Genomic DNA, 22149 nt, shown 5'->3' with positions numbered 1-22149 from the left:
TGGTTCAACCAGCGATTGCGACTGTTCGCAACCCGGGAACCACACAGTGGACGCGAGCAACTGAGGACAAGCCCTCGGCCTATTAGTACCAGTCAACTCCACCCGTTACCAGGCTTCCATATCTGGCCTATCAACCCAGTCGTCTACTGGGAGCCTTAACCCCTCAAAGGGGGTGGGAGTACTCATCTCGAAGCAGGCTTCCCGCTTAGATGCTTTCAGCGGTTATCCTTTCCGAACGTAGCCAACCAGCCATGCCCTTGGCAGGACAACTGGCACACCAGAGGTTCGTCCGTCCCGGTCCTCTCGTACTAGGGACAGCCCTTCTCAATACTCCTACGCGCACAGCGGATAGGGACCGAACTGTCTCACGACGTTCTAAACCCAGCTCGCGTACCGCTTTAATGGGCGAACAGCCCAACCCTTGGGACCGACTCCAGCCCCAGGATGCGACGAGCCGACATCGAGGTGCCAAACCATCCCGTCGATATGGACTCTTGGGGAAGATCAGCCTGTTATCCCCGGGGTACCTTTTATCCGTTGAGCGACGGCGCTTCCACAAGCCACCGCCGGATCACTAGTCCCTACTTTCGTACCTGCTCGACCCGTCAGTCTCACAGTCAAGCTCCCTTGTGCACTTACACTCAACACCTGATTGCCAACCAGGCTGAGGGAACCTTTGGGCGCCTCCGTTACTCTTTAGGAGGCAACCGCCCCAGTTAAACTACCCACCAGACACTGTCCCTGATCCGGATCACGGACCCAGGTTAGACATCCAGCACGACCAGAGTGGTATTTCAACAATGACTCCACCATGACTGGCGTCACGGCTTCAAAGTCTCCCACCTATCCTACACAAGCCGAACCGAACACCAATATCAAGCTATAGTAAAGGTCCCGGGGTCTTTCCGTCCTGCTGCGCGAAACGAGCATCTTTACTCGTAATGCAATTTCACCGGGCCTATGGTTGAGACAGTCGAGAAGTCGTTACGCCATTCGTGCAGGTCGGAACTTACCCGACAAGGAATTTCGCTACCTTAGGATGGTTATAGTTACCACCGCCGTTTACTGGCGCTTAAGTTCTCAGCTTCGCCACACCGAAATGTGACTAACCGGTCCCCTTAACGTTCCAGCACCGGGCAGGCGTCAGTCCGTATACATCGCCTTACGGCTTCGCACGGACCTGTGTTTTTAGTAAACAGTCGCTTCTCGCTGGTCTCTGCGGCCACCACCAGCTCAGGAAGTAAATTCCATCACCAGCAATGGCCCCCTTCTCCCGAAGTTACGGGGGCATTTTGCCGAGTTCCTTAACCATAGTTCACCCGAACGCCTCGGTATTCTCTACCTGACCACCTGAGTCGGTTTAGGGTACGGGCCGCCATGAAACTCGCTAGAGGCTTTTCTCGACAGCATAGGATCATCCACTTCACCACAATCGGCTCGGCATCAGGTCTCAGGCTTCATGCTGTCCGGATTTACCTGGACAACGCCCTACACCCTTACCCCGGGACAACCACCGCCCGGGCTGGACTACCTTCCTGCGTCACCCCATCACTTACCTACTACCACCTTGGATCAGCGGCTCCACCACTCCCCTTTGTCCGAAGACTCCAGGGCGGCTTCACGGCCTTAGCATTAATGGATTCGATATTGGGCGCTTCAAAGCGGGTACCGGAATATCAACCGGTTGTCCATCGACTACGCCTGTCGGCCTCGCCTTAGGTCCCGACTTACCCTGGGCAGATCAGCTTGACCCAGGAACCCTTAGTCAATCGGCGCACACGTTTCCCACGTGTGTATCGCTACTCATGCCTGCATTCTCACTCGTGAACCGTCCACAACTCGTTTCCACGGCTGCTTCACCCGGCACACGACGCTCCCCTACCCATCACAACGGACGTTGGTCCTCATGCTGCAATGACACGACTTCGGCGGTGTGCTTGAGCCCCGCTACATTGTCGGCGCGGAATCACTTGACCAGTGAGCTATTACGCACTCTTTCAAGGGTGGCTGCTTCTAAGCCAACCTCCTGGTTGTCTCTGCGACTCCACATCCTTTCCCACTTAGCACACGCTTAGGGGCCTTAGTCGATGCTCTGGGCTGTTTCCCTCTCGACCATGGAGCTTATCCCCCACAGTCTCACTGCCGCGCTCTCACTTACCGGCATTCGGAGTTTGGCTAAGGTCAGTAACCCGGTAGGGCCCATCGCCTATCCAGTGCTCTACCTCCGGCAAGAAACACACGACGCTGCACCTAAATGCATTTCGGGGAGAACCAGCTATCACGGAGTTTGATTGGCCTTTCACCCCTAACCACAGGTCATCCCCCAGGTTTTCAACCCTGGTGGGTTCGGTCCTCCACGAAGTCTTACCTCCGCTTCAACCTGCCCATGGCTAGATCACTCCGCTTCGGGTCTTGGGCACGCTACTCAACGCCCTATTCGGACTCGCTTTCGCTACGGCTTCCCCACACGGGTTAACCTCGCAACATACCGCAAACTCGCAGGCTCATTCTTCAAAAGGCACGCAGTCACGACGCAGAGACAAGTCTCTGCGCGACGCTCCCACGGCTTGTAGGCACACGGTTTCAGGTACTATTTCACTCCGCTCCCGCGGTACTTTTCACCATTCCCTCACGGTACTATCCGCTATCGGTCACCAGGGAATATTTAGGCTTAACGGGTGGTCCCGCCAGATTCACACGGGATTTCTCGGGCCCCGTGCTACTTGGGTGGTTCTCAAACGAGCCGCTAATGTTTCAGCTACGGGGGTCTTACCCTCTACGCCGGACCTTTCGCATGTCCTTCGCCTACATCAACGGTTTCTGACTCGTCGACCGGCCGGCAGACCGATCAAGAGAACTCCCACAACCCCAACCACGCAACCCCTGCCGGGTATCACACGTGACTGGTTTGGCCTCATCCGGTTTCGCTCGCCACTACTCCCGGAATCACGGTTGTTTTCTCTTCCTGCGGGTACTGAGATGTTTCACTTCCCCGCGTTCCCTCCACACTGCCTATGTGTTCAGCAGCGGGTGACAGCCCATGACGACTGCCGGGTTTCCCCATTCGGACACCCCCGGATCAAAGCTCGGTTGACAGCTCCCCGGGGCCTATCGCGGCCTCCCACGTCCTTCATCGGTTCCTGGTGCCAAGGCATCCACCGTGCGCCCTTAAAAACTTGGCCACAGATGCTCGCGTCCACTGTGCAGTTCTCAAGCAACGACCAGCCACCCACCACCCCAACCCGAAGGCTGAGTTCACTGGGGCCGGCATCGCGAAGGTCCAGACTCAACAGTCCGTACCCTCAGATACCCAACAACGTGCCCGGCCCACTCCATCAATCCCCACGTTCCACGCCGAAGCAGTACTAGTGACAACCAACCGAGTGTGCCGAATAGTCAACGTTCCACCCATGAGCAACCAGCATCAGACATTCGCTGATGTACTGGCCTCTGACCCGGACAAGTCCGAGTAAGAAGTGCTCCTTAGAAAGGAGGTGATCCAGCCGCACCTTCCGGTACGGCTACCTTGTTACGACTTCGTCCCAATCGCCAGTCCCACCTTCGACGATTCCCTCCCACAAGGGGTTGGGCCACCGGCTTCGGGTGTTACCGACTTTCGTGACGTGACGGGCGGTGTGTACAAGGCCCGGGAACGTATTCACCGCAGCAATGCTGATCTGCGATTACTAGCAACTCCGACTTCATGGGGTCGAGTTGCAGACCCCAATCCGAACTGAGACCGGCTTTTTGAGATTCGCTCCACCTCGCGGTATCGCAGCTCATTGTACCGGCCATTGTAGCACGTGTGCAGCCCAAGACATAAGGGGCATGATGACTTGACGTCGTCCCCACCTTCCTCCGAGTTGACCCCGGCAGTCTCCTGTGAGTCCCCATCACCCCGAAGGGCATGCTGGCAACACAGAACAAGGGTTGCGCTCGTTGCGGGACTTAACCCAACATCTCACGACACGAGCTGACGACAGCCATGCACCACCTGTACACCGACCACAAGGGGGACCCTGTCTCCAGGGTTTTCCGGTGTATGTCAAGCCTTGGTAAGGTTCTTCGCGTTGCGTCGAATTAAGCCACATGCTCCGCTGCTTGTGCGGGCCCCCGTCAATTCCTTTGAGTTTTAGCCTTGCGGCCGTACTCCCCAGGCGGGGAACTTAATGCGTTAGCTGCGGCACGGACGACGTGGAATGTCGCCCACACCTAGTTCCCAACGTTTACGGCGTGGACTACCAGGGTATCTAATCCTGTTCGCTCCCCACGCTTTCGCTCCTCAGCGTCAGTATCGGCCCAGAGATCCGCCTTCGCCACCGGTGTTCCTCCTGATATCTGCGCATTTCACCGCTACACCAGGAATTCCGATCTCCCCTACCGAACTCTAGCCTGCCCGTATCGAATGCAGACCCGGGGTTAAGCCCCGGGCTTTCACATCCGACGTGACAAGCCGCCTACGAGCTCTTTACGCCCAATAATTCCGGACAACGCTTGCGCCCTACGTATTACCGCGGCTGCTGGCACGTAGTTAGCCGGCGCTTCTTCTGCAGGTACCGTCACTCTCGCTTCTTCCCTGCTGAAAGAGGTTTACAACCCGAAGGCCGTCATCCCTCACGCGGCGTCGCTGCATCAGGCTTTCGCCCATTGTGCAATATTCCCCACTGCTGCCTCCCGTAGGAGTCTGGGCCGTGTCTCAGTCCCAGTGTGGCCGGTCGCCCTCTCAGGCCGGCTACCCGTCGTCGCCTTGGTAGGCCATCACCCCACCAACAAGCTGATAGGCCGCGGGCTCATCCTTCACCGCCGGAGCTTTCCACCACCAGACCATGCGGTCGGTAGTCGTATCCGGTATTAGACCCCGTTTCCAGGGCTTGTCCCAGAGTGAAGGGCAGATTGCCCACGTGTTACTCACCCGTTCGCCACTAATCCCCTCCCGAAGGAGGTTCATCGTTCGACTTGCATGTGTTAAGCACGCCGCCAGCGTTCGTCCTGAGCCAGGATCAAACTCTCCGTGAATGTTTACCCGTAATCGGGTGAAACACACACGAGAGCGGAACAACCAGACGGAATAGGTCCGGTCGTTCACAGCGTCCTCGCTGTGTGTGCCACCCCGACCGCATGGGCCGTGGTGGACTTTCAAAGGAACCTCATCCCCCGGATATTTCCGGTGGACGGGGTATCAACATATCTGGCGTTGACTTTTGGCACGCTGTTGAGTTCTCAAGGAACGGACGCTTCCTTTGTGCCTGTTTCACCAGGCTCTCCGGGCGCTTCCCTTCGGTCTTGCGTTTCCGACTCTATCAGATCCTTGCGGGCCCGATTTTCGCCGGTGCGTTTCCGCCTTTCGGCTTCTTCGCGTTTCCAACCTTACCAGATCCGTTTCCGTCTCTGGCTCCCTGTTGGAGCGGGTCGGCCGTTCGGCTTTCGCTTTCCGGCCTTTCCGAGTCTAACAGATCCGGTTTCTATTCGATTCCGGTTCCGATATCCGTCGGAGGTCCGCCGTGGGGCAGTTATTCGCTGCTGCCCTTTCGGCGTGGTTACTACTTTAGCGGCTTTCCCTGGCGACTCATAATCGAGACGGCCGGATCGAATTTCGGCAACGCGAAAACAGGACCCGTAAGGGAGCCGATCGGAGTAGTTGGTTGTGCCGCCTGGCGGTCTGCGCAAATAGCGCTGCCCGTCTCCAGCGGCTCGGGCCACGTTAGGCGGTCGGCGACACCGAGTCAAGTAGCGGTGGTGGTGCGGCGCCGGGGGGTGTGGGGTCGGTAGGGGCTGACCGTGGGGTCGTCGGCGATCCAGTAGCGCCAGGGGTGGTCGGCTCCGCCGCCTACGCCGGTGCGCGGACCGCTGCGTACCAGCTCGGGTGCGGGCGGGCGGCCGTGCAGGAGGGAGAGGGGGGCGGTGGCTGCGCTGCACAGGTCGGTGCCGTCGAGGGTCCGGTCGATGTCGAGGGCGGTGGCCAGGCGGGCCGGGCCCTTCGCCAGTTCGTTGGTGTTGCGGGCCTTGGGGCGGCGGGTGGCCGCCAGGGACGCGCCGGTGAGGATCTCGCCGGCGCGCAGGAGGACACCGCTCGCCTTGTCCTCGGGGCCGCAGACCGCGTTGAGGCTGAACCACATCCCGTAGATGAAGTAGACGTACGCATGGCCGGGCGGGCCGAACATGGTGGCGTTGCGCGCGGTGCGGCCACGGTAGGCGTGGGAACCGGGGTCGGTGTCGCCGTCGTACGCCTCGACCTCGGTGAGACGGAGTTCGATCGGACCGTCCGGGGTGTTGCGGCACAGGATGCGGCCCAGCAGGTCGGGAGCCACGTCCACCACGGGACGGTCGAAGAAGTCGTGGGCGAGCGGCATACGTTCCGGTACGTCGGTCATGCGGACCGAGAGTAGTGCAGCCGTTGGGGAGGCCGGCTGGCCATGGGGACGTGGGGGTTGGGAAAGTGTGGGCCGTGGAACCGCGTCGTACGGTTTCGCGTTCGTAGGGATCAAGCCGAGAGCTCGGCGCGCAATACACAGCACAGGCACTGTGCCTGGGGAGGACGAGCATGGGATTCAAGAAGCTGCTGGCGAGCCTGGGCGCCGGGGGTGCGTCGGTGGAGACGGTGCTCTTTGAGGAGAACGTCGTTCCGGGTGGGGTCGTACAGGGTGAGGTGCGGATCCAGGGCGGGTCCGTGGCCCAGGACATCCAGGGGCTGTCCGTCGGACTGCAGGCGCGGGTCGAGGTCGAGAGCGGCGACGAGGAGTACAAGCGGAACATCGAGTTCACCAAGGTGCAGCTGGGCGGTGCCTTTGCGGTGCAGCCGGGGGCGGCGCACACCGTGCCGTTCGGGCTGGAGATTCCGTGGGAGACGCCGATCACCACGTTCCTGGGGACGCATCTGCACGGGATGAACGTCGGGGTGACGACGGAGCTGGCGATCGCGCGGGCGGTGGACTCCGGTGACCTGGACCCGGTGAATGTGCATCCGCTGCCGGCGCAGCAGGCGATCCTGGACGCGTTCGGGCGGCTGGGGTTCCGTTTCAAGGCCGCTGATCTCGAGCAGGGGCACATCAGGGGAACGCGACAGCGGCTCCCCTTCTACCAGGAGATCGAGTTCTACGCACCGCAGCAGTACCGGGGCCTGAACCAGGTCGAGCTGTCGTTCGTGGCGGACGACCGGGAGATGGACGTCGTCCTGGAGATGGACAAGAAGCCCGGTCTGTTCAGCGAGGGGTCGGACACCTACCGGTCGTTCACGGTCGGGCTGAACGACTTCGAGGGGACCGACTGGGCGGGTTACCTCAACCAGTGGCTGGCGGAGGTCGGCGGTAAGCGGAACTGGCTCTAACCTGGCCGGACAGGTGTCAGCAAGCGACCAGGAGGTGTTGCAGTGTCCGAGCTGAAGCGGCGGCCGCTCCCGCACGATTTCCATCCGCCGGTGCCGGAGTTCACGGTGCTGAGCGACGAGGTGGAGCCGGGCGGGACGCTGCGGCCGGAGCAGGTGTTCGCCGAGGGGAACCGTTCGCCGCAGCTGCGGTGGGAGGGTGCGCCCGCGGGGACGAAGAGCTACGCCGTCACCTGCTACGACCCGGACGCGCCGACGGGCAGTGGTTTCTGGCACTGGTCGCTGTTCGACATTCCGGCGTCGGTGACGGAGCTGCCGGCCGGTGCCGGGTCCGGGGAGATGAAGGGACTGCCCGAGGGCGCCGTGCACGTCCGTAACGACTACGGGACGCGGGACTTCGGGGGCGCCGCGCCGCCGCCCGGGGACGGTCCGCACCGCTATGTGTTCACGGTGTACGCGGTGGACCAGGAAAAGCTCGGTCCCAACGCCGGGGCCTCGCCCGCGGTGGTGGGCTTCAACCTGCGGTTCCACACGCTCGGGCGGGCTCAGCTGATCGCCGAGTACGAGATTCCCGCGACGGGCTGAGCGCCCTAATTCCGTTGCGCCCCGGCGCTTCCGGCACACACAGTGGTTCCCGTGCCGCCGCCCCGTAAAAGGGGCGTCGGGCAGCAGGTACCGCAGTGGCGGGAGCGGCGGGGCGCAGGTGTGTCGCCCGCTGTTCGCCGGAGCCCGTATGTGTCTCGGGTGTCCTCATCGGCTGCCGTTCGCTCCGGGTCCCGGTAATTCACGGGGGTGGGACCCGGAGCGCACTCTTTTCCGTGGCCCGTGGGGCGCCGCCGGTCCTTCCTTTTCATCTGCTGATCCCTCTCCATTTCCCTTGTGGCATGCGGAAATTGCGTTGTTCGGGGAATACCTGCCGCTGCACAGTGGAGCAGCTTCGCCGCGGGGGCGGAGCGGGTCCGGGAGGTGGGCGGGATGCGCGAGACGCTGGTGCTCAATGCGAGCTTCGAGCCGCTGTCGACGGTGTCGCTGCGGCGTGCGGTGGTGCTGGTCATGCAGGACAAAGCGGTCATCGAGCACGCTCACCCGGGGCTGCGGATCCGTGCCGCCGCGGTGGACGTGCCGGTGCCGCAGGTGATCAGACTCTGCCGGTACGTTCGGGTGCCGTTCCGACAACGGGCGGCCTGGTCGCGGCGCGGGGTACTGGTGCGTGACCAGCACCGGTGTGCGTACTGCGGGCGCCGGGCGACGACCGTGGACCATGTCGTGCCGCGGTCGCACGGCGGTGGGGACACCTGGCTGAATACCGTCGCCTCGTGTGCGGAGGACAATCACCGCAAGGCGGACCGTACGCCCGAGCAGGCGGGGATGCAGCTGCTGCGGCGGCCGTTCGAGCCGACGCCGGCCGATGCGCTGCTGTCGACGCTGGGGGTGTCGGTGCGGGAGGGGCTGCCGGAGTGGCTGGCGCTGCCTGCGTAGGGCGCGGCCGGCCGGGCCGTCGGATTCCGGGCCGTCTCCCGACTCGCCTTATTTGAGGACGAGTTGGGCGATGGCCAGCAGGCCGACGACGACGATGACGGCCCGCAGGGCGGTGGGCGGCAGACGGCGGCCCACCTTCGCGCCGACCTGGCCGCCGAGGGCTGACCCGACCGCGATCAGGCCCACGGCGGCCCAGTCGAAGTGCGCGACGAAGAGGAAGAAGACCGCGGCGACGCCGTTGACGATCGCGGCGAGGACGTTCTTGAGGGCGTTGAGGCGCTGCAGGTCCTCGGGGAGCAGCAGCCCCATCAGGGAGAGGTAGAGCACGCCCTGGGCGGCGCCGAAGTAGCCACCGTAGGCGCTGGCGAGCAGGAGTCCGGCCGGCAGCACGATGCCGCCGTCGCGGTGGGGGGTGGTGCCGTTGCGCTCACGGCGGGCGCGGAGCGCGGCGGCCAGCTTCGGCTGGACGATGACGAGTACCAGCGCGACGGCGATCAGGGCGGGGACGATCGCGTCGAAGGCCTTCGAGGGCAGTGCGAGCAGCAGGATCGCGCCGGCCAGACCCCCGATGAGGGCGACGACGCCGAAGCGGAGGATCCGGCGGCGCTGGCCGGCGAGCTCGCGGCGGTAGCCGATGGCTCCGCTGATCGAACCGGGCACCAGGCCAAGGGTGTTGGACACATTGGCGGTGACGGGTGGCACGCCGAAGGCGAGCAGCACCGGGAAGGTGATCAGGGTGCCGGACCCGACGACGGTGTTGATCGTGCCGGCGCCGATTCCGGCGGCGAAGATGGCGACGGCTTCCCAGATGGTCACGCGGATCCCCCTGTGCATGAGCGGTGCGGTTGCGCCCGATCATGCACCAGGGCCCGGCGGTGTGGGTCGGTCGGGGGTGTCAGTCGATCGGGGGTGCTTCGCGGTTCGGCGAGCTGGGCTTGGGGATGGAGCCGCCGCCGGTCGGCGGGGTGAAGTTGCCGAGGGCACCGCCGAGGCCCTTGAGGGCGTCGCCGATCTCGCTGGGCACGATCCAGAGCTTGTTGGCGTCGCCTTCGGCGATCTTCGGGAGCATCTGGAGGTACTGGTAGGAGAGCAGCTTCTGGTCCGGGTCGCCGGCGTGGATCGACTCGAAGACCACGCGGATCGCCTGGGCCTCGCCCTCGGCGCGCAGGGCCGCGGCCTTGGCCTCACCCTCGGCACGCAGGATCGAGGACTGCTTCTCACCTTCGGCGGTGAGGATCTGGGACTGCCGGACACCTTCGGCCTGGAGGATGGCGGCGCGCTTGTCACGGTCGGCGCGCATCTGCTTCTCCATCGAGTCCTGGATGGAGGTCGGCGGCTCGATGGCCTTCAGCTCGACGCGGTTGACGCGGATGCCCCACTTGCCGGTGGCCTCGTCGAGCACGCCGCGCAGCGCCGCGTTGATCTCCTCGCGGGAGGTCAGGGTCCGCTCCAGGTCCATGCCGCCGATGATGTTCCGCAGGGTGGTGACGGTCAGCTGCTCGATGGCCTGGATGTAGCTGGCGACCTCGTAGGTCGCGGCGCGGGCATCGGTCACCTGGTAGTAGATGACGGTGTCGATGTTCACGACCAGGTTGTCCTGGGTGATCACCGGCTGCGGCGGGAACGGCACGACCTGTTCGCGGAGGTCGATGCGGTTGCGGATGGAGTCGATGAACGGGACGACGATGTTCAGGCCCGCGTTGAGGGTGCGGGTGTAGCGGCCGAAGCGTTCGACGATGGCGGCGCTGGCCTGCGGGATGACCTGGATCGTTTTGATGAGTGCGATGAACACGAGCACCACCAGGATGATCAGGACGATGATGATCGGTTCCACAGCGGCTCCCGTGCCCTTCGTTGCTGGTCCGCGCCGGCCGGTGACCGGCTTGCCATTGATCAGTCTTTCAGAGTCCTGGCTCGTCGCGCAGCGTGTTCGGGTCAGATGACGACGGCGGTGGCGCCTTCGATCTCGACGACGTCCACCTGCTGGCCGGGCTCGTAGACCTGATTGCCGTCCAGGGAACGGGCGGACCAGATCTCACCCGCGAGTTTGATGCGGCCGCCGACCCCGCCGTCGACCCGCTCCAGGACCGTGGCGCTCCTGCCCTTGAGCGCGTCGATGCCGGACGCCAGTTGGGGGCTCTGACCGCGGTGGCGGTTGGCGAGGGGGCGCACGACGGCGATCAGCGCCACCGATACGGCGGCGAACACGAGGAATTGCGGGACGGTGCCGCCACCGAGGCCTGCGGTGACGGCACCGGCGACGGCACCGACCGCGAGCATCCCGAATTCGGGCATCGCGGTCACGACGAGGGGAATGCCCAGTCCTACGGCGGCGATCAGCCACCACACCCATGGATCCACGGGTTCATGGTAGGTCCGCGCGGCGGCCCGGGACAGGGCGCGATCGGTCAGCGGCCGGAAGCGTGCGGTGCCGCGACCGGGTCCCCCGGACGGAGTCCGGGGGACGGCCCGTTGAGGAGGGCGGTCCGGTGGCGGACGGTCAGGTCAGGGGCAGGCCCTGCGCGGTCCAGCGGTCGTTGCCGTTGCGCTCGACGACCAGCGGGAGGCCGAAGCAGTGGGAGAGGTTGCTGGAGGTGAGTTCGAGCTCCAGGGGGCCGGCGGCCAGCACCTTGCCCTGACGGATCATCAGGACGTGGGTGAAGCCGGGGGCGATCTCCTCGACGTGGTGGGTGACCATGATCATCGAGGGGGCGTACGGGTCGCGGGCGAGGCGGCCGAGGCGGCGGACCAGGTCCTCGCGGCCGCCGAGGTCGAGACCGGCGGCCGGCTCGTCCAGCAGCAGCAGCTCGGGGTCGGTCATCATGGCGCGGGCGATCAGGGTGCGCTTGCGCTCGCCCTCGGAGAGGGTGCCGAACTTCCGGTCGAGGTAGTCGTTCATCCCGAGGCGGTCGAGGAAGGCACGGGCGCGCTGCTCGTCGATGTCCTCGTAGCTCTCCTGCCAGCCGGCCGTCATGCCGTACGCGGCGGTGAGCACGGTCTGCAGGACGGTCTGGCTGCGGGGCAGCTTGTCGGCCAGCGCGATGCCGGCGATGCCGATGCGCGGGCGCAGGTCGAAGACGTCGACCCGGCCGAGCTGCTCGCCGAGGATCGAGGCGCTGCCGGAGCTCGGGAAGAGATAGCTGGAGGCGAGGTTGAGCAGGGTGGTCTTGCCGGCACCGTTGGGGCCGAGGATCACCCAGCGCTCCCCTTCCTTCACCGACCAGGAGACCTGGTCCACCAGAGCCCGTCCTTCGCGGACCACGGATACGTCCACCAGCTCCAGCACATCGCTCATGAGCGCGTTGTCTCCCATTGCTTCTCGGTCGTCGCGTACACCTGTAGGCGCAGCCCCCCTGCAAACCTACGCCACTCGTTGTCGGTGCTCTTCCCTAGGCTGGGGGCCATGCTCGATGAACCACGTTCAGGACGGCTTGCGGCATGGGGAAATGCCCTTTTGGCCGGACTTGTCTCACCTGATGAAGCCGCGCACCGGATCGCGGACGACGATGCGGTGCACCGCGTGGAGGGCCTGCCCGGGGAGGAGGCGCCGGTCGGTCTGACGCTCGCGCTGGGGCGGCTGCGGACGCTGGGGGCGAGGGGCCTGCGGGTGGCCCTGCCGGCTCCCGGGCATCCGCTGGGACTCTGCGGACCGCCGGAATTCAATGCGCGGGCGCTGGAAGCGGAGGAGGCGGTGCTCGCCCCGGGCGCCGGTCTGGGACTGATTCCGGAGCGGTACGAGGCCGGGCCGGAGGGTGGCACCGGACCCGATGTGCATGTGGAGGTGGTCTGGCACTGCCTGCCGGTGCGGGAGGCGCCGCCGGCCGACGTGCCGTCGCTGGGCGAGGCCGAGCGGGAACTGGCGGAGGCCCTGCGGGAGGCGACCGAACTGCTCTCGAAGCTGGATGTGGCCGGGGCCGGCCCGGTGGCGCAGGCGGCGCTGGAGGCGTACCGGGCGCGGGCGGAGGCCGGCCGGCAGGTGCTGGCTCCCGGATACCCGCCGCGGGCGGTACGGGTATTGGAGCTGGCGCAGCGCGTCGGCGCGCTCATCGATATCGCGCAGCAGGCCGGCGGGGACGGCAGGGAGCACGGTGCGGCGGTGAGTTCGTCCGAGATCGCGGCCCGCGCCGAGGCGCTGCGGCCGGTGGAGCGGACGGCCCGGCGGGCGCAGGTGGCGGCGTACAACTCCGCGGTGGAGGAGAGGGAGCGGCACCGCGGGTGAACGGAAGCGGCCCCGCCGACCATTGTGTGGTCGGCGGGGCCTTTGCCGAACGGGCCGGACGCCTCTGGGCAGGCGAAGCCGGCCGGCCCGTTCGGACAGCCTCAGTTGTTCGAGGTGGCGTTGCCGAAGGCAGGGTTGAGCACGCCGATGACGTTGGCGGTGTTGCCGGTGGCGTTCACGGGGACGTGCACGGGGACCTGGGCGAGATTGCCCGAGCCGATGCCGGGGGAGAGCACGGCCGTGCCGTCGGCCTGCGCGCCACTGGTCGCGAAGGCGGATCCGGCGGCCGCACCGAGGGCGATCCCGGTGGCGGCGAGGACGAGTGCGGCCTTCTTGGCGGTGTTCATGGGGGCGTGTTCCTCACGTGGTGGCACAGGGCCGTAAGACGATGGCGGAGGGTGGGGGACCGGCCGCGCGTCCGAGACGGGACGGGGCCGGTCCGGTCCGGCCCGCGCGGACCATGGCATCGCGGGGGTCGGACGAGGTCCTGCGGGCGCCTTGGGGTCAGACGTTGACGCAGGGGTTGCCGAAGGTGGGGTTGAGCGCGCCGATGACGGTGGCGGTGACGCCGCAGGCGTTCACGGGGACGTGCACCGGGGCCTGGATGACGTTGCCGGAGACGATTCCCGGGGAGTGCACCGCACCGCCCTGGGCCTGCGGGGAGTGGGCCGAGGCGACGCCGGCGCCCGCGAGGGCGAGACCGCTCGCCACCATCGTGATGGCCGCTGCGCGCTTGATGTTCTTCACTTCTCTAGCTCCTCGTTGCCGTTGCCGTGGCCAGCCGCCACGACTGCACTGGACAACGGCCCGGGCCGAGAAGGGATACGCCGAATGGGCTACGGCTACACGACAGTATGAATCTCGGATCTGAAGACGACATTCCGCTTGTGTCGGCGGTAGAGGAGCCCCGTCGTGCCCGGCGCTCCCCCACGAGCGTTCAGGCCCCGATGCCGTGCCGTACGGCCCACAGTGCGGCCTGCGTCCGGTCGGCGAGGTCGAGCTTCATGAGGATGTTGGAGACATGGGTCTTGACGGTCTTCTCGGACAGCACCAGCGCACGGGCGATCTCGCGGTTGGAGCGGCCGTCCGCGATCAGGCCGAGGACCTCGCGCTCCCGGTCGGTGAGGGAAGTGCCGCGCCCCTGGCCGCCGTTGTTCTCCTCCTGGGACAGCAGTGCGCCGGCCACCTCGGGCTGCAGCAGGACATGGCCCGCGTGGACCGAGCGGATGGCGCCGGCCAGCGCGTCCGGGTCGATGTCCTTGTAGACGTAGCCGGCCGCGCCCGCGCGCAGCGCCGGGACGACGGTGCGCTGTTCGGTGAAGCTGGTGACCACCAGCACCCGGGCGGGGTTGTCCAGTTCGCGCAGCCTGCGGAGCGCCTCGATGCCGTCCATGCCGGGCATCTTGACGTCCATCAGGACCACGTCCGGGCGCAGCTCTTCGGCGGCGGCGATGCCCTCGGCGCCGTCGGAGGCCTCGCCCACCACCTCGATGTCGTCCTGGACCTCCAGGAACGTCCGCAGCCCACGGCGCACCACCTGGTGATCGTCGACGAGCAGTACGCGGATCACCTGCCCGCCGCCCGCGGGCCGCCCGGAGGCCGCCCCTGCTCCGTCCGCGGGATTCCCCATTGCGCCGCTCCTGTCCCTGTCAGCCACCGGGCACCTCCATCTCGACAGTGGTGCCCTTACCGGGCTCCGATTCCACGGTGAGCTTTCCGCCGACGCCGCTCGCGCGGTCGTGCATCGAGACCAGGCCCAGGTGGCGGCCGGCCCGGCGGACCGCGCCGGGGTCGAAGCCGCAGCCGTCGTCGGCGATCCGCAGCAGCGCGCCCTGGCCGCTGCGGGTGAAGGTCACCTCGACCAGCTCGGCGCCGGAGTGCCGCAGGGCGTTGTGCAACGCCTCCTGGGCGACCCGCAGCAGCGCCTCCTCCTGGGCGGCGGGCAGCGCCCGGACGCTGTGGGCGGCGAAGGTGACACGTGCGGAGTGCGCCCGGTCCAGGACCTGGACCTGCGAGCGCAGGGTGGCGACCAGGCCGTCCTCGTCCAGGGCGGCGGGGCGCAGTTCGATGACGGCGGCCCGCAGTTCGTCGGCGGCCTCCGCGGCCAGCGCGGTGACCTGGTGCAGCTCGTCCTTGGCACGTGCCGGGTCACGGTCGACGAGGGCGGTGGCGGCCTGGGCGGTGAGGCGGAGCGAGAAGAGTTTCTGGGCGACCGCGTCGTGCAGCTCGTGGGCGAGCCGGGCGCGCTCCCCGGCGATGGTCAGTTCGCGGCTGCGCTCGTAGAGGCGGGCGTTGGTCAGGGCGATGGCGGCGTGCTGGGCGAGTATCCCGAGCAGCCGCTCGTCCTCCTCCGTGAAACCGCAGCCGCCGGACGGCTTGGGGCAGCGCTTGTTGGCCAGGAAGAGGGCGCCGAGGATCTCGTCGCCGTCGGCGACCGGCAGGCCGAGGAAGTCGGACATGTCCGGGTGGGCCGACGGCCAGCCGCCGAAGCGGGGGTCCGCACGGACGTCGGCGAGCCGTTCCGGGGTGGCGTTGTGCAGCATCGCGGCGAGAATGCCGTGCTGGCGGGGCAGCGGGCCGATGGCCTTCCACTGCTCGGCGCTGACGCCGTCCACCACGAACTGGGCGAAGCCGCCGTGGTCGTCGGGCACGCCCAGGGCGGCGTACTCGGCGTCCAGCAGCTCGCGGGCCGAGGCCACGATCGTCTTGAGGACGTCGCGCACCTCCAGATGCCTGCTCATCGCCAGGATCGCGGTGCTCACCGCGGGGATTCCGGCTCCCGGTCCGTTGGTCATGGGCACACCGTACCGGCGGTGCGACCAGCGCGTATCGGTCCGGCGGCGGCCGCCGCCTACGCCGCCGGGCCTAGGCCGAATGCCCTGGCCACGGCCGGTCCGGCGGCCGACGTCCGGGGGCTCGCGGCGTTCCTACGGTGAGGGCGGGGCCGGGATCCCGGTCCGGACCGAAAGGGGACGCGATCATGCCGGTGGCGGTCATCACGGGGGCATCGAAAGGACTGGGCCGGGCGCTCGGCGCGGCGCTGGCGGCACGGGGGTGGGATCTGGTCGTGGACGCCAGGTCGCCCGGGCCGCTGGAGGACGCGGCGCGGGAGCTGCGCGGGACGGGGGTGCGGGTGGTCGCGCTGCCCGGGGATGTGACGGACCACGGGCACCGGGCGGCGCTGGTGGCCGCGGCCGGTGCGCTGGGCGGGCTCGATCTGCTGGTGAACAACGCGAGCGCGCTGGGGGCCGAGCCGCTGGCGCGGCTGGCGGACCATCCGCTGGACGGGCTGCGGGCGGCACTGGAGGTGAATGTGGTGGCACCGCTCGGACTCGTCCAGGAGGCTTTGCCGCTCTTGCGGAATTCCTCCTACCTGTCCTCGTATGAGGAAGTTATCCCCTTCATAGGGAACGCTCCTCATATAGCGGATGCCGGAAATAACGCGGCATACGATTCACGCCCTTACACCGAGAATGCCCGAAATGCCGGATCGCCCGATTTGCCCATCTATGGATCGGTAAGCGATGCGGCTATCGGGGCGAAAGGGGCATTTGCCCGGGCGGGTGGGGCGGTGCTCAACATCAGCTCGGACGCGGCCGTCGAGGCGTACCCGGCCTGGGGCGGGTACGGCGCCACGAAGGCCGCGCTGGACCAGCAGTCGGCGGTGCTCGCGGTGGAGGAGCCGGAGCTGCGGGTGTGGTGGGTGGACCCCGGTGACATGCGGACCGATCTGTACGCGGCAGCGGTACCGGACGAGGACACCTCCGGGCGGCCACTGCCCCGGGCCGTGGTCCCCGGGCTGCTGCGCCTGCTGGACGACAAGGCCCCCAGCGGGCGGTATCACGCGGCGGCCGGGGCGGAGCCGTCCGACGGGGCGCCCGCGTCCGACGGGGGGAGCTCCCGGTGATCACGGAGGCGGTACAGGTCCCGGCGGAGCTGTCGGCCGGGGTTCCGGCCGAGCAGCGGGGGCCCGGCCTCGGCCGGGACGCCGTACGGCTGATGGTGAGCCGGGGTGCGGCGGCGAGCGGCCACCACGGCTTCGGCGAGCTGCCGGATCTGCTGGCGGCCGGGGATGTCCTGGTGGTGAACACCTCGCGGACGCTGCCGGCCGCGGTGGACGGCCGGGTCGGCGACGGCCGGGGGCGCGGTGAGCCGGTGGTGGTGCACTTCTCCACGCGGGCGGACCGGTGGCACCCGGCGGGCCGGGCGGTGGACGGCTGCTGGGCGGTGGAGCTGCGGAGTCCGGACGGGCGGGGCAGCACCGTGCCGCGGGCGGGCGGCCCGGCCGGCACGGTGGTGCGGCTGCCCGGCGGGGCGCGGCTGGCGCTTCAGGCCCCGCTGGACCCCGGGAGCGCCCGGCTGTGGTGGGCGCGGGTGACGGGCGCGGAGGTGCACGGGCTGATGCGGCGCCACGGGCGGCCGATCCGCTACGGCTACACGGACCGGGACCAGCTGCTGGAGGCGTACCAGACGGTGTTCGCGGTGGACTCCCCCGGCGCCGGCAGCGCGGAGATGCCGAGTGCCGCCCGGCCCTTCACCGCCGCGCTGGTGGCGCGGCTGGTCAGCAAGGGGGTGCAGTTCGCGCCGGTCTCGCTGCATACGGGGGTCGCCTCGGCGGAGGCGTTCGAGCCGCCGTATGCGGAGCGGTTCGTGGTGCCGCCGGTGACGGCGTGGCTGGTGAACGCCGCGCGGGCCCGGCGCAGGGCGGCGGCGCGGCGGCAGCGTCCGGGCGCCCCCGCCGGGCGGATCGTGGCGGTGGGGACCACGGCCGTACGGGCCCTGGAGTCGGCGACCGGCACGGACGGGCGGGTGCGGGCCGCGGCCGGCTGGACGGAACTCGTGGTCACGCCGGAGCGCGGAGTGCGGGCGGTGGACGGCCTGCTCACCGGGTTGCACGAGCCCACCGCCTCCCATCTGCTGATGCTCCAGGCGGTGGCGGACGACGGGGAGGCGCTGCGCCGGGCCTACGCGGCGGCGGTGCGGCGGCGCTATCTGTGGCATGAATTCGGCGATCTGCATCTCGTGCTGCCCGACTGAGTTCCGGGTGCGGAGGATGTGCAGCGGCGCCCCGGCCCGGGCCGTGTGGCCGGGCCGGTCCAGGATTCCGTCGCAGGGTTCGGGCGGGGATATGACGCATACGGACTGTGCGTTTGCAATTACGTCCGGCGAGACAAACACCGTTGCACTGTGACGCCGCGCATAGGACGCAGGTCACTTACGAGCCGGGTTAGTGGACCGCCCATTACTGCGTGAGCTGGGAAAGTCCTCTTCGGGACGCAATATCCGCCGCCAGGGTTCCACTAACCCGGATCGTACGTCACACCTTTGCCGGGGGAATTTCCGGCCGCTAAGAATGGCCCCGTCGCTCGGCGCCGTGAAGGGAATTACGGCGTTCGCCACCATTCCGGGCCCGTGCGGCGTCCCCCCATCGGAAGGTCTGTCCCGCCATGCCTCAGCACGCCACTTCTGGTCTCCGCCGCCTGACCCGGACGCAGAAGCTCTCCGTCGCCGGTGTCGCCGCAGCCGGTGCCGCAGCTCTGGTCTTCACCGCCGTTCCGGGTGCGGGCGCCGATCAGGGCGGGGCGCAGGCCACCGCTGTCGAGAACGTGAAGCCGGTCGCCTTCAGCGCGGTCGGTACCGCCGCCGAGGCCCAGCAGGCCACGATCGCCAAGCAGGCCGACAGCTCCGCCGCCAAGGGCCAGGCCGAGGCCGCCGCCAAGAAGGCCGCTGCCGTCAAGGCCGCCAAGGCGAAGGCCGCCGCCGTGGCGAAGGCCCAGGCCGAGAAGGCGCGCGCCACGAAGGCCGCCGCGAGCCGGTCCGCCGTACGCACCGCGATCCCCGCCGCGGCGAAGCCGGCCGTGAAGCCGGTGCCCGCGAAGACCGCCGCCAAGCCGGCCGCCAAGACCTACCCGGACAACCTGGACGGCTGGATCCGCGAGTCGCTGGCCATCATGGCCAAGAAGGGCATCCCCGGCTCGTACGAGGGCATCCACCGCAACATCATGCGCGAGTCCAGCGGTAACCCGATGGCCATCAACAACTGGGACATCAACGCCATCAACGGCACCCCGTCCAAGGGCCTGCTGCAGGTCATCGCGCCGACCTTCAAGACGTACCACGTCGAAGGCACCTCCTGGAACCTGTACGACCCGGTCGCCAACATCACCGCCGCCTGCAACTACGCGGCCGCCAAGTACGGCTCGATGGACAACGTCAACTCGGCGTACTGAGCCGCCGGTTCAGGCAGTCCGCCGTCGCGCACACCGCCGAGGGGCGGCACCCGGTCCCGGGTGCCGCCCCTCGGGCGTGCGGGTGCGGTGCGCGGCGCGGCGCACGGTGCGGTGCTACTTGCGCATGACCTCGGGTTCGTGGCGGCGCAGCAGCCGTGCCACGACGAAGGCGAGCGCGACACCCAGGCTGATCAGGATGATCATGTCCATCACATAGACGCCGGTCTGGTGCTTCCACAGCGGGTCCGGGTTGCCCGGCTCCCAGGGCAGCAGGGTGTTCATGTCGGCGGTGGCGCCCATCGCGGCGACGGCCCAGCGCGACGGCATCAGCCAGGCGAACTGTGCGACGCCCGGGGTGTCGAAGAGCTGGAAGAGCACGCCGGTGAAGACCACCTGGACGATGGCGAACATGACCAGCAGCGGCATGGTCTTCTCCGCGGTCTTCACCAGCGAGGAGATGATCAGGCCGAACATCATCGAGGTGAAGCCGAGCGCGATGATCGCCAGCGCCAGTTCGATCTGCGGGGCCTTCGCCAGGATCAGGCCCTCGGAGGGCAGGTTCCGGGTCGAGAAGCCGATCGCCGCAATGATCACGCCCTGGATGGCCGTGACCACCCCGAGCACGATCACCTTGGACATCAGATACGCCGACCGCGACAGGCCGGTGGCCCGTTCGCGCTCGTAGATCACCCGTTCCTTGATGAGTTCGCGCACCGAGTTGGCGGCGCCCGAGAAGCACATGCCGACCGCGAGGATCAGCATGATGGTGCTCGCATCGCGGTTGGTGCGGCCCTTGGTCATCGGGCCGTAGCCGAGGCCGTAGTCGCTGGGAATCAGCATCGAGACCACGCCGAGCACCGCGGGCAGAATCACCATCAGCCCCAGGAATCCCCGGTCGGACGCGAGCACCGAGACATAGCGGCGCATCAGCGTCCACAGCTGCGAGCCCCAGCTCTGGGACTTGTGTATCCGGGCCGGCGGCACCTGGACATTGACCGACTGCGGGGCGACGGCGTCGAAGTCCGCCGCGTACATCTGGAAATGCGGGGAGCCGCGCCAGCGTCCCATCCAGTCGTAGTCGCGGTAGTTCTCGAACGCGGAGAACACATCCGCCCAGGTGTCGTACTGGAAGAAATTGAGCGCCTCCTCGGGCGGGCCGAAATACGCCACACCGCCGCCCGGGGCCATCACCAGCAGCTTGTCGCACAGGCCGAGTTCGGCCACCGAGTGGGTGACGACCAGGACCGTACGGCCGTCGTCGGCGAGGCCGCGCAGCAGCTGCATGACATCGCGGTCCATGCCCGGGTCGAGACCGGAGGTCGGCTCGTCCAGGAAGATCAGTGACGGCTTGGTCAGCAGCTCCAGGGCCACCGACACCCGCTTGCGCTGGCCGCCGGAGAGCGAGGTGACCTTCTTGTCCTTGTGGACGTGGAGCTTGAGCTCGTGCAGCACCTCGTCGATCCGGGCCTTGCGCTCGGCGTCCGCGGTGTCACCGGGGAAGCGGAGCTTGGCCGCGTACCTGAGGGCCTTCTCAACGGTCAGCTCCTTGTGCAGGATGTCGTCCTGCGGGACCAGACCGATGCGCTGGCGCAGTTCGGCGAACTGCTTGTAGAGGTTCCGGTTGTCGTAGAGGACATCGCCCTCGTTGGCGGGGCGGTAGCCGGTCAGCGCCTTGAGCAGCGTCGACTTGCCGGAGCCCGAGGGGCCGATGACCGCGACCAGGGACTTCTCGGGGACGCCGAAGGAGACGTCCTTGAGGATCTGCTTGCCGCCGTCGACGGTGACCGTGAGGTGGCGGGCCGAGAAGGAGACCTCACCGGTGTCGACGAACTCCTCGAGGCGGTCGCCGACCAGCCGGAAGGTGGAGTGACCGACGCCGATGATGTCGTTCGGGCCGACCGGCGCCTTGCCGGACTTGGGGACCGGCTGGCCGTTGATGTAGGTGCCGTTGTGGCTGCCGAGGTCGTGGATCTCGAACCGGCCGTCGGGGGTGGCGCGGAACTCGGCGTGGTGGCGGGAGACCTGGAGGTCGGAGACGACCAGCTCGTTTTCCAGCGCACGGCCGATGCGCATCACCCGCCCCGAGTCGAGGCGGTGGAAGGTGGTCGGGCTGCGGTCGCCGTGGACCGGGGTGCCGGCCTGCGGGGACTGCCGGGCCTGCTGCGGGGGCACGGCCTGCGAAGACTGCTGGGCCTGTGGGGCCTGCTGGGCCTGCTGCGGTGGGACGTACGCCTGCTGCTGGTCCTGCGGCGGCGCCTGCCAGCCCTGCTGGGCGGGCGGCTGGTGGCGGCCCGGCGACTGCTGCGCGGGGGGCGCCTGCCAGCCCTGGGCGGGCTGCTGCTGCGGCGCCATCGCGGCCTGCGCGGCCTGCGCGCCGAAGGCGTCGGCGGCCGGCGCCCCGGCGGACAGGGTCACCCGGGGGCCGTCGGTGGCGTTGCCCAGATGCACGGTCGCGCCGGGGCCGATCTCCATCTGGTGGATCCGCCGGCCCTGGACATACGTGCCGTTGGTGCTGCCCTGGTCTTCGATGATCCAGCTGTGGCCGGCCCAGCGCACGGTGGCGTGCCGCCAGGAGACCCTGGCGTCGTCGAGCACCATGTCGCCCTGCGGATCACGGCCCACGTTGTAGGACCGGGACGGGTCGAGCGTCCAGGTCCTTCCGTTCAATTCGAGTACGAGTTCAGGCACTCCACGCCCCATTACATAGTCCCCCGAGTGACGCCCTGTATGGGAAGTCCAGGGATGGTGAACATCGTGAGGAACTATTTCAGGCTCGGCCCCTGGACCGGTAACCGGGACGGGGCCGGGGTGCAGGTGTGTGCGCCACTGCCCGTCAAAGGCCCCCGGAGCGCGGGAAGCACCCACGGATACCCAGAGATCACCGGATAACGGGCGTTCCG

General features: G+C 67.6%; 17 protein-coding genes and 2 rRNA genes. 7 read left to right on the top strand and 12 right to left on the bottom strand.

The features are described 5' to 3' along the window. Nucleotides 1–62 precede the first annotated feature (62 nt). The 3 genes from OHS81_RS28825 to OHS81_RS28815 all read right to left on the bottom strand — a co-directional run bounded on the left by OHS81_RS28825 (nucleotide 63) and on the right by OHS81_RS28815 (nucleotide 6371). A 23S ribosomal RNA gene (locus OHS81_RS28825) occupies nucleotides 63–3182 on the bottom strand. Between the two features lie 305 nt (nucleotides 3183–3487). Beyond that, nucleotides 3488–5016: ribosomal RNA gene (locus OHS81_RS28820) — 16S ribosomal RNA — on the bottom strand. The 16S and 23S rRNA genes sit together here, the layout of an rRNA operon. A gap of 707 nt (nucleotides 5017–5723) precedes the next feature. Then, on the bottom strand, nucleotides 5724–6371 hold the full coding sequence (locus OHS81_RS28815) for a DNA-3-methyladenine glycosylase (protein ID WP_328387974.1): 648 nt from the start codon (nucleotides 6369–6371) through the stop codon (nucleotides 5724–5726). Nucleotides 6372–6541: 170 nt separating this feature from the next. On the opposite strand from OHS81_RS28815, the gene OHS81_RS28810 reads away from it, so the two are divergent. The 3 genes from OHS81_RS28810 (at nucleotide 6542) to OHS81_RS28800 (ending at nucleotide 8800) form a co-directional block, all read left to right on the top strand. Beyond that, nucleotides 6542–7324, top strand: coding sequence for a sporulation protein (locus OHS81_RS28810; protein ID WP_328387972.1), 783 nt, complete (start codon nucleotides 6542–6544; stop codon nucleotides 7322–7324). 42 nt (nucleotides 7325–7366) lie between these two features. Further along, a complete protein-coding gene (locus OHS81_RS28805) occupies nucleotides 7367–7906 on the top strand; it encodes a YbhB/YbcL family Raf kinase inhibitor-like protein (protein WP_328387970.1) in 540 nt (179 codons plus the stop codon). 390 nt (nucleotides 7907–8296) lie between these two features. Continuing rightward, nucleotides 8297–8800, top strand: a complete 504-nt coding sequence (locus OHS81_RS28800; RefSeq protein ID WP_129297069.1) for an HNH endonuclease — start codon at nucleotides 8297–8299, stop codon at nucleotides 8798–8800. Nucleotides 8801–8848: 48 nt separating this feature from the next. Here the strand turns inward: OHS81_RS28800 and OHS81_RS28795 are convergent, their stop codons facing one another. From OHS81_RS28795 to OHS81_RS28780, 4 genes are all read right to left on the bottom strand, one after another. Continuing rightward, a complete protein-coding gene (locus OHS81_RS28795; RefSeq protein WP_328387967.1) occupies nucleotides 8849–9616 on the bottom strand; it encodes a sulfite exporter TauE/SafE family protein in 768 nt (255 codons plus the stop codon). Nucleotides 9617–9695: 79 nt separating this feature from the next. Continuing rightward, a complete protein-coding gene (locus OHS81_RS28790) occupies nucleotides 9696–10634 on the bottom strand; it encodes an SPFH domain-containing protein (RefSeq protein ID WP_030087611.1) in 939 nt (312 codons plus the stop codon). A gap of 101 nt (nucleotides 10635–10735) precedes the next feature. After that, nucleotides 10736–11149, bottom strand: a complete 414-nt coding sequence (locus tag OHS81_RS28785; protein ID WP_328391483.1) for an NfeD family protein — start codon at nucleotides 11147–11149, stop codon at nucleotides 10736–10738. Nucleotides 11150–11300: 151 nt separating this feature from the next. Further along, the gene (locus OHS81_RS28780; protein WP_311626890.1) at nucleotides 11301–12095 is read right to left on the bottom strand and encodes an ABC transporter ATP-binding protein; all 795 of its coding nucleotides are present in this window, start codon (nucleotides 12093–12095) and stop codon (nucleotides 11301–11303) included. Between the two features lie 108 nt (nucleotides 12096–12203). Between OHS81_RS28780 and OHS81_RS28775 the strand changes: the two genes are divergently transcribed. Beyond that, complete coding sequence (locus OHS81_RS28775; protein WP_328387962.1) at nucleotides 12204–13019, top strand: hypothetical protein; 816 nt, start codon at nucleotides 12204–12206, stop codon at nucleotides 13017–13019. A gap of 101 nt (nucleotides 13020–13120) precedes the next feature. Here OHS81_RS28775 and OHS81_RS28770 read toward each other — a convergent pair whose 3' ends face one another. The 4 genes from OHS81_RS28770 to OHS81_RS28755 form a co-directional block, all read right to left on the bottom strand. After that, the gene (locus tag OHS81_RS28770) at nucleotides 13121–13366 is read right to left on the bottom strand and encodes a chaplin (RefSeq protein WP_328387960.1); all 246 of its coding nucleotides are present in this window, start codon (nucleotides 13364–13366) and stop codon (nucleotides 13121–13123) included. A 157-nt stretch (nucleotides 13367–13523) separates the two neighbouring features. Continuing rightward, a complete protein-coding gene (locus OHS81_RS28765; RefSeq protein ID WP_328387958.1) occupies nucleotides 13524–13766 on the bottom strand; it encodes a chaplin in 243 nt (80 codons plus the stop codon). A gap of 190 nt (nucleotides 13767–13956) precedes the next feature. Next, nucleotides 13957–14649, bottom strand: coding sequence for a response regulator transcription factor (locus OHS81_RS28760; protein WP_328387956.1), 693 nt, complete (start codon nucleotides 14647–14649; stop codon nucleotides 13957–13959). A 19-nt stretch (nucleotides 14650–14668) separates the two neighbouring features. Continuing rightward, nucleotides 14669–15814, bottom strand: coding sequence for a GAF domain-containing sensor histidine kinase (locus OHS81_RS28755; protein ID WP_328387954.1), 1146 nt, complete (start codon nucleotides 15812–15814; stop codon nucleotides 14669–14671). 185 nt (nucleotides 15815–15999) lie between these two features. Here OHS81_RS28755 and OHS81_RS28750 point away from each other — a divergent pair, with 185 nt between their 5' ends. The 3 genes from OHS81_RS28750 (at nucleotide 16000) to OHS81_RS28740 (ending at nucleotide 19249) form a co-directional block, all read left to right on the top strand. After that, complete coding sequence (locus OHS81_RS28750; RefSeq protein WP_328387952.1) at nucleotides 16000–16926, top strand: SDR family NAD(P)-dependent oxidoreductase; 927 nt, start codon at nucleotides 16000–16002, stop codon at nucleotides 16924–16926. After that, entirely contained in the window at nucleotides 16926–18056 is a 1131-nt protein-coding gene (locus OHS81_RS28745; protein WP_443058875.1) for an S-adenosylmethionine:tRNA ribosyltransferase-isomerase, read from the top strand. The genes OHS81_RS28750 and OHS81_RS28745 overlap by 1 nt, the downstream gene beginning before the upstream one ends. Before the next feature lie 410 nt (nucleotides 18057–18466). Next, nucleotides 18467–19249, top strand: coding sequence for a transglycosylase SLT domain-containing protein (locus OHS81_RS28740; RefSeq protein WP_328387948.1), 783 nt, complete (start codon nucleotides 18467–18469; stop codon nucleotides 19247–19249). A 114-nt stretch (nucleotides 19250–19363) separates the two neighbouring features. Here OHS81_RS28740 and OHS81_RS28735 read toward each other — a convergent pair whose 3' ends face one another. Further along, nucleotides 19364–21949, bottom strand: coding sequence for an ABC transporter ATP-binding protein/permease (locus OHS81_RS28735; protein ID WP_328387946.1), 2586 nt, complete (start codon nucleotides 21947–21949; stop codon nucleotides 19364–19366). Between the last annotated feature and the right edge of the window lie 200 nt (nucleotides 21950–22149).

It is taken from the genome of Streptomyces sp. NBC_00400 (genome assembly GCF_036048035.1).
Classification (GTDB): domain Bacteria; phylum Actinomycetota; class Actinomycetes; order Streptomycetales; family Streptomycetaceae; genus Streptomyces.
The sequence above is the reverse complement of the archived record's forward strand: the minus strand, read 5'-3'. Positions and strand labels throughout refer to the sequence as shown.